The organism is Variovorax sp. efr-133-TYG-130 (assembly GCF_030208835.1).
In the GTDB taxonomy this organism is placed as follows: Bacteria; Pseudomonadota; Gammaproteobacteria; order Burkholderiales; family Burkholderiaceae_C; genus Variovorax.
The window spans coordinates 198,015-212,715 of record NZ_JARVTD010000037.1; the positions used below are offsets into that span (position 1 = coordinate 198,015).

The 14,701-nt window shown below is 66.3% G+C and carries 15 protein-coding genes; 8 read left to right on the forward strand and 7 right to left on the reverse strand.

Annotation, left to right across the window (positions count from 1 at the left end):
* The first annotated feature begins 196 nt into the window (after positions 1-196).
* The 7 genes from QRN67_RS29385 to QRN67_RS29415 all read left to right on the forward strand — a co-directional run bounded on the left by QRN67_RS29385 (position 197) and on the right by QRN67_RS29415 (position 5,491).
* Positions 197-592 carry an acetyl-CoA carboxylase biotin carboxyl carrier protein gene (locus tag QRN67_RS29385; RefSeq protein WP_285414710.1) on the forward strand — a complete coding sequence of 132 codons (396 nt, stop codon included), beginning with the start codon at positions 197-199 and terminating at the stop codon, positions 590-592.
* A gap of 21 nt (positions 593-613) precedes the next feature.
* The gene (locus QRN67_RS29390; protein ID WP_285414711.1) at positions 614-1,378 is read left to right on the forward strand and encodes a LamB/YcsF family protein; all 765 of its coding nucleotides are present in this window, start codon (positions 614-616) and stop codon (positions 1,376-1,378) included.
* 166 nt (positions 1,379-1,544) lie between these two features.
* Positions 1,545-2,297, forward strand: a complete 753-nt coding sequence (locus tag QRN67_RS29395) for an SDR family oxidoreductase (RefSeq protein WP_106937321.1) — start codon at positions 1,545-1,547, stop codon at positions 2,295-2,297.
* A 40-nt stretch (positions 2,298-2,337) separates the two neighbouring features.
* The gene (locus QRN67_RS29400; RefSeq protein ID WP_285414712.1) at positions 2,338-3,039 is read left to right on the forward strand and encodes an amino acid ABC transporter permease; all 702 of its coding nucleotides are present in this window, start codon (positions 2,338-2,340) and stop codon (positions 3,037-3,039) included.
* Between the two features lie 12 nt (positions 3,040-3,051).
* Positions 3,052-3,810, forward strand: coding sequence for an amino acid ABC transporter permease (locus QRN67_RS29405; RefSeq protein WP_081271332.1), 759 nt, complete (start codon positions 3,052-3,054; stop codon positions 3,808-3,810).
* Between the two features lie 56 nt (positions 3,811-3,866).
* A complete protein-coding gene (locus tag QRN67_RS29410; RefSeq protein ID WP_081271344.1) occupies positions 3,867-4,601 on the forward strand; it encodes an amino acid ABC transporter ATP-binding protein in 735 nt (244 codons plus the stop codon).
* A gap of 47 nt (positions 4,602-4,648) precedes the next feature.
* Positions 4,649-5,491: an ABC transporter substrate-binding protein gene (locus QRN67_RS29415; protein ID WP_285414713.1), complete on the forward strand. Its 843-nt coding sequence runs from the start codon at positions 4,649-4,651 to the stop codon at positions 5,489-5,491.
* 873 nt (positions 5,492-6,364) lie between these two features.
* On the opposite strand, the gene QRN67_RS29420 is transcribed toward QRN67_RS29415, so the two are convergent.
* The 3 genes from QRN67_RS29420 to QRN67_RS29430 are packed head-to-tail and all read right to left on the reverse strand — an operon-like array spanning position 6,365 to position 10,256.
* Positions 6,365-8,758: an LPS-assembly protein LptD gene (locus QRN67_RS29420; protein WP_285414714.1), complete on the reverse strand. Its 2,394-nt coding sequence runs from the start codon at positions 8,756-8,758 to the stop codon at positions 6,365-6,367.
* A 33-nt stretch (positions 8,759-8,791) separates the two neighbouring features.
* Positions 8,792-9,481: a response regulator transcription factor gene (locus QRN67_RS29425; protein WP_081271335.1), complete on the reverse strand. Its 690-nt coding sequence runs from the start codon at positions 9,479-9,481 to the stop codon at positions 8,792-8,794.
* Between the two features lie 4 nt (positions 9,482-9,485).
* The gene (locus tag QRN67_RS29430; protein ID WP_285414715.1) at positions 9,486-10,256 is read right to left on the reverse strand and encodes a nuclease-related domain-containing protein; all 771 of its coding nucleotides are present in this window, start codon (positions 10,254-10,256) and stop codon (positions 9,486-9,488) included.
* Positions 10,257-10,521: 265 nt separating this feature from the next.
* Here QRN67_RS29430 and QRN67_RS29435 point away from each other — a divergent pair, with 265 nt between their 5' ends.
* Entirely contained in the window at positions 10,522-11,682 is a 1,161-nt protein-coding gene (locus QRN67_RS29435) for a porin (protein ID WP_285414716.1), read from the forward strand.
* A 131-nt stretch (positions 11,683-11,813) separates the two neighbouring features.
* Here the strand turns inward: QRN67_RS29435 and QRN67_RS29440 are convergent, their stop codons facing one another.
* The 4 genes from QRN67_RS29440 to QRN67_RS29455 all read right to left on the reverse strand — a co-directional run bounded on the left by QRN67_RS29440 (position 11,814) and on the right by QRN67_RS29455 (position 14,693).
* Positions 11,814-12,116 carry a hypothetical protein gene (locus QRN67_RS29440; RefSeq protein WP_285414717.1) on the reverse strand — a complete coding sequence of 101 codons (303 nt, stop codon included), beginning with the start codon at positions 12,114-12,116 and terminating at the stop codon, positions 11,814-11,816.
* A gap of 171 nt (positions 12,117-12,287) precedes the next feature.
* Positions 12,288-12,701 (reverse strand): hypothetical protein, encoded by a 414-nt coding sequence (locus QRN67_RS29445; RefSeq protein ID WP_285414718.1) that lies wholly within the window; start codon positions 12,699-12,701, stop codon positions 12,288-12,290.
* A 104-nt stretch (positions 12,702-12,805) separates the two neighbouring features.
* Positions 12,806-13,078 carry a hypothetical protein gene (locus QRN67_RS29450; RefSeq protein ID WP_081271728.1) on the reverse strand — a complete coding sequence of 91 codons (273 nt, stop codon included), beginning with the start codon at positions 13,076-13,078 and terminating at the stop codon, positions 12,806-12,808.
* 133 nt (positions 13,079-13,211) lie between these two features.
* Complete coding sequence (locus QRN67_RS29455) at positions 13,212-14,693, reverse strand: hypothetical protein (RefSeq protein ID WP_285414719.1); 1,482 nt, start codon at positions 14,691-14,693, stop codon at positions 13,212-13,214.
* Between the last annotated feature and the right edge of the window lie 8 nt (positions 14,694-14,701).

Here is a 14,701-nt window from a genome sequence, read left to right on the forward strand (position 1 = left end):
CCATCGTCGTGATCGTTGGACAGAGCGCCGGTTGATCGGCCGAGCACCAGCAGCGTGCCCACTGCACAGGGCGTCGGGTGCTCCCCGCAGCGAAATAAAGGAGGAGGCCGCAGGCCGGGGGACATTCGCGGAGGGGAGTACCCGGCGGCCTGTGCACCACCCCGAACAAGATAACCAAAAAGCGAAAGCCTGAAAAATGCAGGACACAGCACTGCGCTCCCCCCAGCTGGCCGCCTGGTTGGCCAACACTGACATCGGCCTGCTCGAGCTGCGCACGCCAAACGGCACCTTGCGCCTTGGCCGGCAGGGCGACGAAATCATCGAACTGCCCGCTGAAGAAGCCGAGCCCGAACTGCTGCCGATCCGTGCCCCTTCGCTCGGCGTATTCCTGCAAAGCCATCCACTGACTGCCGTACCGCTGGTCCGCATCGGCCAGCGTGTCGAAGCCGGCCAGACCATCGGCCTGCTGAAGATCGGCCCGCTGCTGCTGCCCGTGACCGCACCGCAAGCCGGCATCGTCGACGGCATCCTCGCGGCCGACGGCCTCGCAGTCGGCTACGGCGCCCAACTGTTCGACCTGCACCCCCTCTGACGATCGAGACAAGGATTCACGATGGACATCGACCTGAACGCAGACCTCGGCGAAGGCTTCGGTCCCTGGCGCATGGGCGAGGACGAAGCCCTGCTCGACATCGTCTCCTCCGCCAACGTCGCCTGCGGCTTCCACGCCGGTGACCCCGTCATCATGGACCGCACCGTGCGCATGGCGTTGCAGCGCGGTGTCGACGTCGGCGCGCACGTGGGCTTTCCAGACCTCATGGGCTTCGGCCGCCGGCAGATGCAGATCGAGACCAGGGAACTGGTGGCGTACGTGCTCTACCAGCTCAGCGCGCTCGAAGGCATGGCGCGTACGGCGGGCCACCGCATGACGCACATGAGCTTTCACGGCGCGCTCGGCAACATGGCCGCGGCCGACGCCGCGCTGGCCGAACCGCTGGTGCGCGCCGTGGCCGATTTCGATCCCTCGCTCACCGTCAGCACCTCCGCCAGCCGCGCCATCGAAGACGCGGCCGAACGCTGCGGCCTGCGCGTGCGCACCACCTTCCTGGCCGACCGCGCCTGCGGCGACGACGGCCTGCTGGTGCCGCGCAAGCTGCCCGGCGCGGTCATCCACGAGCGCGACGCGGTGCTGGCGCGCGTGCGGCAGCTTCTGGAAGAAGGCACCGTCACCAGCAGCAGCGGCAAGAAGATTCCCATGCGGGTGCATTCCATCCTGCTGCACGGCGACACGCCCGGTGCCGTCGACCTGGCCCGCGCCGTGCGTGGCGTGGTGGAGCAGGCGGGGCGCGTGGTGCCCATCTCCCGGCAAACCAGCTGATGCACCGGGGCACGAACATGGTGCTAACCCTTAGTCATATGCACGGATCGCGGGCGACATAAGGGGGGCTTATCGCTCCACAGCCAATCCGTCTTGGCGCCGCCCGCGGGCGCTGGCTACAGTGAATTCCAAGGCAGCCATCTGCCACTCAACGAAAGAACCCGACATGCCTTTTTCCGACTACAAGACCGCGCTGGTGACGGGAGCCTCATCTGGCATCGGCGCCGCCGTCGTCGAACGCCTCAGCAAGGAAGGCCTGAAGGTCCATGCGCTGGCGCGCAGCGCCGACAAGCTGGCCGACCTGGCCGCGCGCACCGGCTGCATTCCGCACGCCATCGACGTGAGCGACCTCGCCGGCATCACCCGGCTCGCGAAGGAAGTCGAGTTCGACGTGCTGGTCAACAACGCCGGTGTCGACCGCCCCGGTTCCATCCTCAAGGCCGACGCCGAAGGCATCGACCTGCTGGTGGACGTGAACCTGCGCGCCGTGCTGCACCTGTGCCGGCTCGTGGTGCCGGGCATGGCGGCGCGCGACCGCGGCCATGTGGTCAACATCAGCTCCATTGCGGCGGCCTACAACTTCGGCGGCAACAGCACCTACCACGCGACCAAGGCCGCGGTGAGCATGCTGTCGCGCCAGCTGCGCATCGACTGCTTCGGCAAGCGCGTGCGCGTCACCGAGATCTGCCCCGGGCGCGTGGCCACCGACATCTTCGCGCACGTGCACGGCGACTCCGAAGACACCTACAAGCGCTTCGTCGAGGGCTTCGAACTGCCGCAGGCCGAAGACATCGCCAATGCCATCGCCTTTGCGATTGCCGCGCCCATCGCGGTGAACGTGGGCCACATGGAAATCACGCCCACGCTGCAGGTGCCGGGCGGCCTGTCGACCACGCGGCCGGAAACCCCGCGCGACTGAGCCGCCGGCCGATGCACGCCAAGCAACAAGGGAACAGCGCATGAAGGACTTCGACCTGCTGGCGATCCTGCTGAAGCCGGAGTTCGGCGCCATGCTGCTGCACGGCCTGCTGGAGACGCTGAAGATCGCGGCCGGCTCCTGGCTGCTGGCCATGGGCATGGCCGTGGTGCTGCTGGTGGTGAGGCTCACGCCCAGCCGCATCGCCGAGCGCGTGGTGGCCGGCTACGTCTCCTACCACCGCAACGTGCCCACGCTGGTGCAGCTCATGTTCTGGTACTTCGGCATCTTCAGCCTGCTGCCAGATGCGCTGCAGGGCTGGCTGTCGGTCAACAACGCCGAGAGGTGGCTGTCCATCGTCGCGCTCGGGCTGTGCCAGGCCGCCTACTTCAGCGAGGACATGCGCTCGGGCCTGCGCGCCATTCCGCCCGGACAGGCCGAGGCCGCGCGTGCGCTGGGCCACGGCTACATCGGCTCCATGCGCTTCGTGATGCTGCCGCAGGCCATCCGCAACGCGGTGCCGGCGCTGGTGAACCACAGCGTGTCGCTCTTCAAGAACAGCAGCCTGGCCATGGCCATCGGCGTGGCCGAGCTCACGCACGCGGTGAAGGAAATCGAGAGCCAGAGCTTCCGCACCTTCGAGGCCTACAGCGTGGCCACCGTGCTGTACCTGGTGTGCTCGCTACTCATCATGGCCGTGGGCGGCTGGCTGTCGCGGCGCTACCGCATCGTCGGTGCAAGGTAAGCGAGGCAAGCGATGTACAGCGTCTACGAAATCCTTCGCGACAACTGGCTGCTGCTGCTGGTGGGCCAGTACCCCAGCGGCCCGCTCGGCGGCATCGTCGCCACCCTGATTCTTTCGGTGCTGGGCATCGTGCTGGCCTTTCCGCTGTCGGTGCTGCTGGCGCTGGCGCGGCTGTCGCCCTGGCGGCTGCTGCGCTGGCCCGCCACCGTGCTGGTGTACGTGGTGCGCGGCGTGCCGCTGCTCATGGTGATCCTGTGGGTGTACTTTCTGGTGCCGATCCTCATCGGGCGCGAGGTGTCGGGCTTCACCACCATGCTGTGCACGCTGGTGATCTACGAAGGCGCCTACCTGTCGGAGGTGGTGCGCGCCGGCATCCTCTCGCTGCCCAAGGGGCAGAGCGAGGCGGCGCGCGCGCTCGGCCACAGCCACCTGGGCACCATGTGGTTCGTGATCCTGCCGCAGGCGCTCTACAACATGCTGCCCAGCATGCTGAGCCAGTTCATCTCCACCATCAAGGAGACCACGCTGGGCTACGTGATCAACGTGCAGGAACTCACCTTCGCGGCCAACCAGATCAACAACCAGCTGCTGACCAAGCCGTTCCAGGTGTTCTTCATCCTGGCGCTGACGTATTACGTAGTGTGCTTCAGCCTCACGCAACTGGCGCAATGGCTGGAGCGGCGCATCGCGCACAAGCGGCTCGGCGCGGTGCCGGTGAAGGCCGCCGAAGGCGAGGTGCCCCTTCCGGCCCCCGTGGCGACGCAACCATGACCGCGCCCGTTCCACCACACCCCGCAGGGCGGCCCGCGCCCGCCAAGGACGACACCATGATCCTGTTCTCCGAAATCAACAAGTGGTACGGCGACTACCAGGCGCTGGCCGACATCAATGCCGAGGTGAAGAAGGGCGAGGTCGTGGTGGTCTGCGGGCCATCCGGCTCCGGCAAGTCCACGCTGATCCGCACGGTGAACCGGCTGGAGGAAGTGAAGTCGGGCCAGTTGCTGTTCGACGGTCAGGACATCCATGCGCCCATGCGCAGCGCGGCGCTGAACAGGCTGCGCAGCCGCATCGGCTTCGTGTTCCAGAGCTTCAACCTGTTCCCGCATCTGTCGGTGCTGGAGAACATCATGCTCTCGCCGATGCGGGTGCTCGGCGTGAAGCGCGCCGATGCGAAGACCAAGGCCGGGCAGCTGCTGGAGCGCGTCGGGCTGTCGAGCAAGGCGGGCGCCTACCCGGCGCAGCTGTCTGGCGGCCAGCAGCAGCGCGTGGCCATTGCCCGCGCGCTGGCCATGGAGCCGCCGGCCATGCTGTTCGACGAGCCCACCAGCGCGCTCGACCCCGAGATGGTCGGCGAGGTGCTGTCGGTGATGCGCGGGCTTGCCAATGACGGCATGACCATGATGTGCGTCACCCACGAGATGAATTTCGCCCGCGAGGTGGCCGACCGCATCTGGTTCATGGACGCGGGCCGCATCCTGGAGAAGGCCGACCCCGAGACCTTCTTTCGCAGTCCGCAGCATCCGCGCGCGCAGCGCTTCCTGTCGGATTTGCGCGCGCACTGAGTCCAGTACCCGTCGTTCCCTTTTTCGCAATCTCCCAGGAGCCCACCATGTCGAACAAGACCGTCTTCCGCCTCGCCGTTCTCGGCACCTGTCTCAGCGCGGCCTCGCTGCTCGCGCACGCCGACCAGTGGAGCGACATCAGCCAGCGCAAGGAGCTCAAGTGCGGCACCTTCGCAGACGTGCCCCCGTTCGCGGCACCGGACCCCAAGACGCGCGAGATGGTGGGCCACGACGTCGACCTGTGCAATGCCCTGGCCAAGGAACTGGGCCTCACCGCCAAGGTCACGCCGCTGTCGGTGGAAGCGCGCGTGCCCGAGGTCAAGCTCGGCCGCGTCGACGTGACCATTGCCAACCTGGCCTACACCAAGAGCCGCGGCGAGCAGATCCAGTTCAGCGACCCCTACTACGTGGCCAAGGAAATGCTGGCCGTGAAGGCCATCGACCCCGGCACGACCAAGGCCGACTTCAAGGGCAAGCGCCTGAGCTCGACCAAGGGCTCCACTTCGGAGATGTCGATCAAGATGAACGGCTCCGACCCGGTCACCTTCCAGGACACGGGCTCGGCCTTCATGGCGGTGCAGCAGAACAAGTCGGTCGGCATGGTGGCCAACACCATGACCATCACCAAGCTGGTCAACCAGTCGAAGACCGAGGGCGTGGCGCTGAAGATGATCAAGGACCCGATGGTGTTGCAGCCCATCGGCATCGGCATGAAGAAGGACGAGCCGGTGCTGCTGGCCAAGGTGAATGGCGCGCTCTATGCGCTGGAGAAGTCGGGCGAGCTCGACCGCATCTGGGCCAAGTGGCTCGGGCCGAACACCGAATACAAGATGGTGCGCGAAGAAAAGGTCACGCCGCTGGCTGACCTGAAGTTCGAGCTGCTGCCTTGATCTTTTTAGCGGGTTGTGTTGTTCGGGGCGCGGTCGTTCGGCTCGGCTGTTGATCGGCCGGCGCGAGAGGGGCGTCCGGTGTGCACAGGGCACCGGGTACTCCCCTCCGCGAATGTCCCCCGGCCTGCGGCCTCCTCCTTTATTTCGCTGCGGGGAGCACCCGGCGCCCTGTGCACGGTGAGTTCGGCTGTGGGGTTCGCGAGGCGGTTGGCGCCCCGCGTCGCGTTTTCTCGCTGAGCTGGAACAGCTCTCCAGCCTTGCGGGAAAGGTCAGCCGCAAGCCATAGCAGATTGTCCAACCGCCCAGGCCCATCCCCGCTGCACCAGTCGATGTCTTCACCGTGGCAGACCCACAGTAGAGCTTCGAGCTGCGTGAGGGTGTTTTCAAGAAGATCCGCCGGGTCTTGGGCGTTGTCTTCGGTAGCTACCGGCGTAGTTGGCCGGGCTATAGTGGTGGTAGCCATTTTTGTGCGGTTCCTTGAGAGGTGGTTGCACGAACTTGGTTAGACGGTCGGGGTGCTCGAACACCCCGGCCGTCGCCTTTGATACCTCGCATCTGCATCGCTGCTTTCGCACCGACGACCTGCCGCGAGGCAAGCAGCCTTCAAACATCTGGGTGGTGGGTGTGTTGCTTCCCTTGTGGGGCATGGAGTGACAGGGGCATTCACTCTAGAGAAGAACTCCGCGAATCAGCCGACACGCGCGGCACGAAGTCCCGCAGAGCGCCAACAAATCGACCAAAACAGCGACGGCGCTCGTTGTGCACAGGGCGTCGGGTGCTCCCCGCAGCGAAATAAAGGAGGAGGCCGCAGGCCGGGGGACATTCGCGGAGGGGAGTACCCGGCGCCTTGCGCACGTGCCCTGAACAAGACCCTCAGTCGTAGTTCGTAAACCGGCTAGGCTGCTGCGTAGACTGGTTCAGCGGCTGATACCCCTGGATGTTCTGAAGCAGCGTGCTCGTCGGATTCGAGCCGATGTTGCCGAAGCCATTGAACTGGATCTGGAACATCAGCCGCGTATCAGGCGTCGTGCGCCCCGTCACCAGCCGCTCGAGCACGATGCGCCCCACCCAACAGCAGGCGTTGTACTCCGCGCCCACCAGGCTGTCCGACAGCGCACGGTCGTGCAGGCTGTAGCTCAACCGGCCCACCGCATACCAGCGCCCCGGGTCCGTTGCCGACTTGCCCCCCATCAGCCCGCCCGTCAGGTCGCTCAGCGGCCATTGCCAGTTGAAGTCGACCGTCTTCGTGCCGTCGTTCGCCGTCGCAGTGCTGTCCGCCTGGTAGCGGAAGGCCGCCGTGAGCGTGTGGTACTGCGCCGGCGTGTAGCGCAGCGTGAGCGCGTCGCGCGTCGACTTGCCCGTGTCCATGTTGTATTGCGCCAGGCCGTCGATGCTCCACTTCGGGTTCCAGTGCACCTGCCCGCCGAAGATGAAGTCGCCCGAATGATCGGTCACGGCCGTGCCGCCCGGCAGCGTGACGTTCTGGTCGCTGAAGCGAAAGCGCTGCGCAATGCCGAAGCGTGCCGACTCCGCGCCGGTGACAGGGTCGATCAGCCGCGTGGTCACGCCGGTGGTGAGCGTGTTGGTGTCCGACACGCGGTCGTTGCCCGAGAACGCGTTCTCGGTATAGAGCGTGGCAAAGCTGATGTCATTGGCGGCCGTGTCGTACACCGGCAGCTGGCTCTGGTCTCGGTAGGGCGTGTGCACGTAGAACGCGCGGGGCTCGAGCGTCTGGCGCCAGGCGCTGCCGAAGAGGCTGGCGTCGCGCTCGAACACCAGGCCGCTGTCCAGGCTCACCGTCGGCACCACGCTGGTGATGCTGGTGCGGCCATCGGCCAGGGGCGATGCGAGCTGGTAGGAGGCCGTGTGCAGCAGCAGCTTCGGGATCACGTAGCCGCCCGGCGTGACCCATGGCCGGCTGATCTGCAGGTTGCCCACCACGCGCTCGCCGTCGGGCTGCTTGATGCCGTTGAGCGTGGGCGCATAGGCAGAGTCGACCTGGAAGCGCGTGTAGTCCAGCGTGCCCGACACGTCCAGCCCGTGCCAGTCGTACTTGGTGTAGTTGGCCGTGACCTGCGGCACCCGGTTGTATGAAGGCGTGATCGGCGAGGCCGCGTACTGCAGCGTCTGGTAGGAGAGGGTGCGTGCCTGCCCGCTCCAGTCGCCCTTGGTCCAGTTGAGGTCGGCCTCGTTCGTGAGCTGGCGCGAGGTCAGCGTGGGCGTGTGCGAGAAGTCGCGCCAGTAGTCGTCGTCGCTCACGCGGTTGATGTTGAACGACGTGCTCAGCGAATCGAGTCCGAAGGGCTTGGGGTCCAGCTTCTGGTTGTGGCTTGCCCACAGGCCCCATCGGTTGCGGTCGCGCAGGCTGTCGGAGGGCATCTCGTCGATGCGGATCTGGCCGCTGTAGTTCTTCTCCAGATAGCGGAACTCGGTGCCCAGGTTCACGCCGCGGTTGCTCATGATCTCGGGGTAGAGCGTGAGGTCGCGGTTGGGCGCGATGTTCCAGTAGTACGGCTGCAGGTACTCGAAGCCGTTGGTGGTGTCGAAGCCGATCACCGGCGGCAGCAGGCCGCTCTGGCGTGCGTTGTTCAGCGGAAAGCTCACCGAAGGCAGCGAAGGCGTGGTCACGCCCAGGAAGCTGATCTGCGCGTCGGTGGCGGTGGCCAGGTTGGTCTGGTTGTCGGTGGTCAGCGTCACCGCGCTCAGCATCCACGCGGGCACCCAGCCGGCATAGTTCTCGCGCAGGCAGGTGGTGTAGGTGGCATGCCGCGCCACCGACACGTTCGCATCCACGAAGTCGATGCGCTCGGCGTCGCCGTGCGCGCCGGTTCCCAGCAGCGTGTAGCGCACATGCTCGAAGAAGCCCTCGAAGCTCTCGACCTTCAGCTGCAGCTGCGGGCCTTCGTACACGCTGCCGGCCTGGTTCAGGCGCACATTGCCGGTGGCCGTGGCCAGGTCGCCGGGCGGCTGGTAGGTGAGCCGGTCGGCGGTGATGCGGGTTTCGCCGCGCCGCAGCGATGCGTCGCCTTCCACCACCACCTCGAGATCGGGCCGGCCGTAGAGGCGGTCGCCGTCGACCAGGCTGGGGCGCATGCCGCGCTCGGCCGGGGGGATGGTTTCTGCCAGTTGCGGCGTGCGCCGCAGCGTCATGGGGGCGTCGATCCAGCTTTGCTGCGTTTCCTGCGCGATGGCGCTGCGGGCGTGCAGCAGGAGCATGAGCGAAAGCGCCATCGACGGCAGCGGCCAGCCGCGCCAGCGTGATTTCATGAGCAAAGGAGCGTTCCAGGAGGCCGGTGGGGTTCAGGCGTCCTGCCGGGTGCGGGATTCCCATGCGAAGCCGACGCCGTAGACCGAGCGGATCCAGTCGTGCGCCGCCGAGACGGTGGCGAGCTTCTTGCGCAGGTTCTTGATGTGCGTGTCGACCACGCGCTCGTTCACGTCCAGTGCCTCGGGGAAAGCGGCTTCCAGCAGCTTCGAGCGCGTGAGCACGCGCCCCGGCTCCTGCGACAGCGCACGCAGCAGCAGCGATTCGCGCCGCGTCAGCGGCAGGTAGTGCCCGTCGAGGATCGCGCAGCCGCGCACAGCGCCGAAGGTGATCGGCACCACCGGGCGCGCCACGCGCTGGCGCTGCGCATAGCGGCGCAGCACCACGTGGATGCGCACCGCCACCTCGCGCGGCGAAAAGGGCTTGCACACGTAGTCGTCCGCGCCCAGCTCGAAGCCGCGCAGCCGGTCGGCCTCTTCGCCGCGCGCCGTCAGCATGATGATGGGGTGGTCGCTGCGCGCGCGGACCTTCTCCAGGATCTGCAGCCCGCTCACGTGCGGCAGCGCCACGTCGAGCAGCGTGAGTGCGGGCGGCTCGGTCAGGATGCGATGCAGCGCCACGGCGCCGTCATCGATGTGCTCGATCTCATGGCCGGCATGGTGCAGCTCTTCGTGCAGCACCGACGCGGCGTCGCGCCCTTCCTCCACCAACAGGATCCGGCTCATCGTGTCATTGCAGATTCAGTGCGCCGGGATGCGCGGGGCGCACGTGCACGCGCGCGCTTTTCTCGCGGCCGTTCTCGCGGCTGTTGCGCATGTGGTCGTCGAGCGTCAGGTCGCCCTGCAGGCCGTCCAGCAGCCGCAGCGTGCGGTCGATCGCGGCATCGTCGAGCAGCGGATAGCCGTGGTCGTTGTGCCCGTTGTTGCGCGCCACGCGGGCGATGTACGGCAGGTCCTGCGGCGTGATCACCGCAGTGGGCATCACGCCCTGGAGCTCGACGCCCTCGCACGGCAGCAGCACGAAGTACTGCACCCGCAGGTCGGGCGGCAGCAGGTTGCGCAGGTGCGTGGTCTTGCGGCCGCACTGCCAGGCGGGGTCCTTCACCTCGCGTGCCAGCGAGTGGTCGTGCTGGCGCAGGAACCAGCGCGGCAGCGCACGCGCCGATGTCTTGCGGTAGACCACCGCGTTGCGCCAGCCCTTCACCTCGAACAGGTAAATGCCGGCCTCGCACACCAGGGTCACGTCGAAGCGGGCGGTGGGCACGGCGCTGCCTTCGTACATGGGAATGACCAGGTCCTGCCGCACGTGCAAGCGGTCGAACGCGGGCCCGAATGCACTGGTGAGCTGCTGCACGGCCAGCATGGTCGCCGTGTTGTTCGCCTGCGCGTCGTCGATGGAAAACGAGCGGCGTGCGTGCGCGTCGGATCCCGGCTGGGCATGCCCGTGGCCGGCCAGCGTGAGCAAGGGACGGGAGGGGGCTTTGTGCAAGGCAGTGGTCATGTGAGGCTCCTTCGAACTTCAAGGATTGCGCGACTCGCGCGAGTCGCGGCTTCGGCATGCGCGCATCTTTTCAAACGAATTGGGAGAAATTTGAAGGACCCATGCAAAGACTTCGCTCATTGCGTCGGCGCATGTCTGACGTGCGCGCACAACACTCTGTGCCACGGAAAACGGATCTACCAATTTCCTCCGGATTTGAACGAAACCATGCGTACAGCCGGTCGATACCGAGCGGCCGCATCACACCTGAAACCGGAGAACCTGAATGAAGAAATCCCTCACGGCATTCGCTGCCCTGGCCGTCTGCGGCCTGGCCTCTGCCCAATCGTCCGTCACGCTGTTCGGTGTCGTCGACGCCGGCGTGACCTACCAGTCGAACACCGCGCGCGACACCGTCACGGGCCTGTCGAACAAGCAAAGCAAGTGGAGCCTGGGCAACTCCGGCTACAACTCCAGCCGCATCGGCTTCCGCGGCACCGAAGACCTCGGCGGCGGCCTGGCCGCGAGCTTCTGGCTCGAAGCGCCCATCACCAACGACGACGGCGCCACCGGCGTGTCCACCTTCAACCGCCGCTCCACCGTGAGCCTGTCGGGTGGCTTCGGCGAACTGCGCCTGGGCCGCGACTACACGCCCACCTTCTGGAACGACACCGTCTTCGATCCGTTCGGCACCAACGGCTCGGGCACCAACGTGATCAGCACCGTCAGCGGCAACACCACCATCAACAACGCCAACTACGTGCGTGCCAGCAACTCGGTGGGCTACTTCCTGCCGCCGAACCTGGGCGGCTTCTACGGCCAGGTGCAGTACAGCTTCGCCGAGAACACCAGCACCAGCGCCACCAGCACCACGGCCGCGACCAGCAGCAGCGCCGGCCGCTACGTGGGCGGGCGTTTCGGCTATGCCAACGGTCCGCTGGACATCGCGCTGGGCGTGGGCCGCAGCACCGTCGTGGACACCACCGCGCTGGAGCGCAGCGTGCAGACCATCAACCTGGGCGCTTCGTACGACTTTGGTCCGGTCAAGCTGTTCGGCGAGCTGTCGAACGTGAAGAACAAGTTCGACTACTCGGCCGCGGCCGACACGCACGACAGCTACAACGGCTACCTGATCGGCGCGACCGTTCCGGTGGGCGCCGGCCTGATCCGCGTGGCGTACTCGCAGGTTCGCTACAACGAAGGCGCCGCGGGCGTCACGGGCGAAGACCCGCTGGCCCGCAAGCTCGCGGTCGGCTACGTGCACAACCTCTCGAAGCGCACGGCGCTGTACGCGACGGTGGCACGCGTGAACAACCGCAACGACGTGAACTACACCGGCAGCCTGGTGTCGGCCAGCACCACGGGCTACGGCAGCACCGGCGTGGGCTTCTCGGGCCTGCCGCGTTCGTCGACCGGCTACGACTTCGGCATCCGCCACGCGTTCTGAGGACTGATCCGCACGAAGAAAAAAAGAAGGGAGCGCTGCTCCCTTTTTTTGTGCCGACTCCGGCGTGGACACGTGCGGCGCATGTCGGCCCGGCGCGATCGCGCCGAGGACGCGCAGCATGCGCGGGATGCTCAGGGTGCCGGCTTCGGATGCGCGAGGCGGCCCGCCTTGCGCGCATGCCTGCAGGCGCCGGCATGCCTGCGCGCGGATGCCGTGCTCGTGCCCGGCTCCGTGATGGTCGCGAGGGTCGACCGGGCGTAGCTGCCCGCCTCGTCGTGCTCTTGCGCGGTGCAGGTTTCGCTGCCGGCCACCAGCATGCCCGCGACCAGCGCGCCGAACGCCAGCAGGCCCGCCAGCCGCGGCATCCATGCGCTGCGGTGCCAGCCCTGCCGGGCGGTGCGTGCGGCAGGCGCCCTGTTCCATCGCGCTTGCATCGAGCGCCTCTGTGCCTGGCCGGTCGCGGCTGCGGTGGGCAGCGGGCCGCCGAATCGGAGCGCTTGCGAAGCGCCGTGTGTGTCGCGATGCCAGGGGCTGTTCATGGCTGCCATGTTGGGCTTCAAAACGGGAGAAAAATTGGACGGCCGGCGCATCGGTTGTTCGCTGCTTCAGCGGCTGAAGCGGCGCGGCCCGTGCGGCCAGTCGCCGTTCAGCAGCAGCCCCAGGCCGGTGGCGCGCAGCGCCGCGGCCAGGGGGTCGATGAAGAAGCCGCCGACATAGCTTGCCGACTCGGGAAAGGCCTCGGCGCGAGCGACTGTCGGCGCCGGTGTCTGCGCGACAGGTTCCGGATCGCGCTTCGGATCGCGCTCCGGCTGAGCCACGCTGATCCACGCGCCGGGCGGGTCCGCCGTGACCGTCATGTACTCGGCTCCCTCGAACTCGTAGACCAGTGCGTACTTGCCGCCGGGCAGCCAGGTGCTGGACACCACGCGTGCCTGCGATGCCGCGTGCGCCGCGCCGCAGGCCATGCCGATGCAAAGCGCGCCGGCTGCCAGAGCCATTCGTTGGAAGAGGAGGTTCATGCGAAGTGCCTAGGAATCGAGCTTCGCGCTCAGGCTGAAGGTGCGACGATCTCGGAGGAATTTGGGATGCCGGCCCAAGGCCCGCCGCAGCGCTCTTTGTCGCGTCAATGCCCGTTGCCAGGCGCCGGAACGAGCTCGCGCTGCTTCAGGAAGTCGTAGAGGCTGACGGCCAGCACCTGCGCGATGGGGATCGGCAGCGTGAGCCGCAGCACCGCGGCGCGGTTGACGGAGCAACGGTCGGAACTGTGGTCGACGCGGCTGGCATCCAGAGTGATGTGGACGCAGCCCGCATTGACCCAGTAGCCCGAGACTTCGTCCGCGAACACCTGCGGTGCATGCAGGTCGTCGAAGTAAGTGGCTTTGGGAGGCTGGGACATGTTGGGGCCGGAAATTGGAAGCCCCGATGATCGATAGCGATCTGGTAGAAAAATGGGCTGTTGCGCTGCTGCTGGTGGGCGCAGGCCGTCGCGCAGCGGCTTGAGCACCGGACAGGTACTGCCGCGCCGCCGACTAGGGCTGCATGTAGTCGAGGGTGCCGATCCGGGTCTGCAAGCGTGCCGCGATGTTGATCAAGCCGGTGGTGGTTGCGGGATCACCTGCAATCTGGCGCCGCAGCACGTCCGCAGGCTGAACGAATGTAGCGTCCGGTGCCGTCGGGTCATGAATGCTCCAATGGGTCGCGATTTCGGGAAATCTCAGCAGCCATGGCAACAACACATCGATTTCCTTCTGATGGATGAAGTCGAAAGGCTGGGTCGCGGCAAACTTGTTCTGCGACCATAGCGGTCGTCCGCCTATTCGGCCACCGTCGGTTGGGCTCGCCGGGATCAATCCGCCAACGAGATGCAGCTTGAGCGTGTTGGTAATAGGCACGATGGCGCGCTCGGCGAGTGCATGTTCTATCTTCTCTTGTGCCGTTGGCTGACGCCCCACGATTGGCACTGCGCGAGCGTGCTGGCCCCGCGGACCGTTCATAGGCGTGGTCAGAACACGGCCCGCGCCCGTCGTGGCCGCTTGCGGAATCGCCAACGGATGCCACAGGATCGCGTCCCACGTGAAACGCGCCGTGCTGGCCTCCGCAAGGTCAAGAATCATCAGGTTGATCGGCCATGCCCGCGGATTTCTTGCCGGCTCCGCGTGGAAGATGGCCATGGTCATCACCGGCAGCAGCAATTGCTTGCGTGCGTAGTCCTTGTCGTATCCGCCCGTGCCGGTTGTCAGCGACGGAGACTCCCCCTTCATGAGCGAGCGAACCGCCTTGGCGAGCAAAGGGGAGTGGCGTATTTCATTCCAGGGGGCCGGCCGAGTGCCTCCATAGACGCTTTCGGCACTCTTGGCGTAGATGAGGCCGGGGTCCACCACCCGTTGCGCCAGCAACTGGTATTGAGGATCGTGGATCGCGTTCTTGGCGGCCCATTCCTGGAGCAGCAACCTGTCCTTCTCGTCTATGTAGTCGTTGGGATCGTTTGACGCGGCACCCGAGACTTTTGCCATGTCTACCAGGTGTGCGCTCAGGACGGACGCGGTCCAGTTCGCTGGAGGCGTGCCTGTCTTTTCGATCCGCAAGTTCTGCCACGCCACATGGTTGAGCCCGAGCGAAGCCTTGATCACCGAGATTGCAGTGATTGCATAACGGTAGTTCAGATTGAGCTTGGGCAATCTGCCATATCTGGATCGAAACGCCTTGAGCGAGCTCTCGAGAATGCTTGTGGATTGCAGGTAAGCAGGCCCTACATCCCCCATGTACACCTTGTGGTTCTTGCTGACGAGCCGGCCTGCCATCTTGTAATAGACCATGCCCTCTCGCGTCGACTGGCGCCAGCGTGCGACCCAGGCACCGGCAGTGTCCATGGTGTATGGGGCCGCTGGCGTCCCACCGCCCGCGGGGGCGCCGGGCAGCACGGCATCCTTCGTCAGTCTTTCGCAGAGAGAGAGCAGGTGCAATCCGTCGACATACAGGTTTTTGCCCGTGCGTTTGAGATAGCGAGGCATGGTCAAAG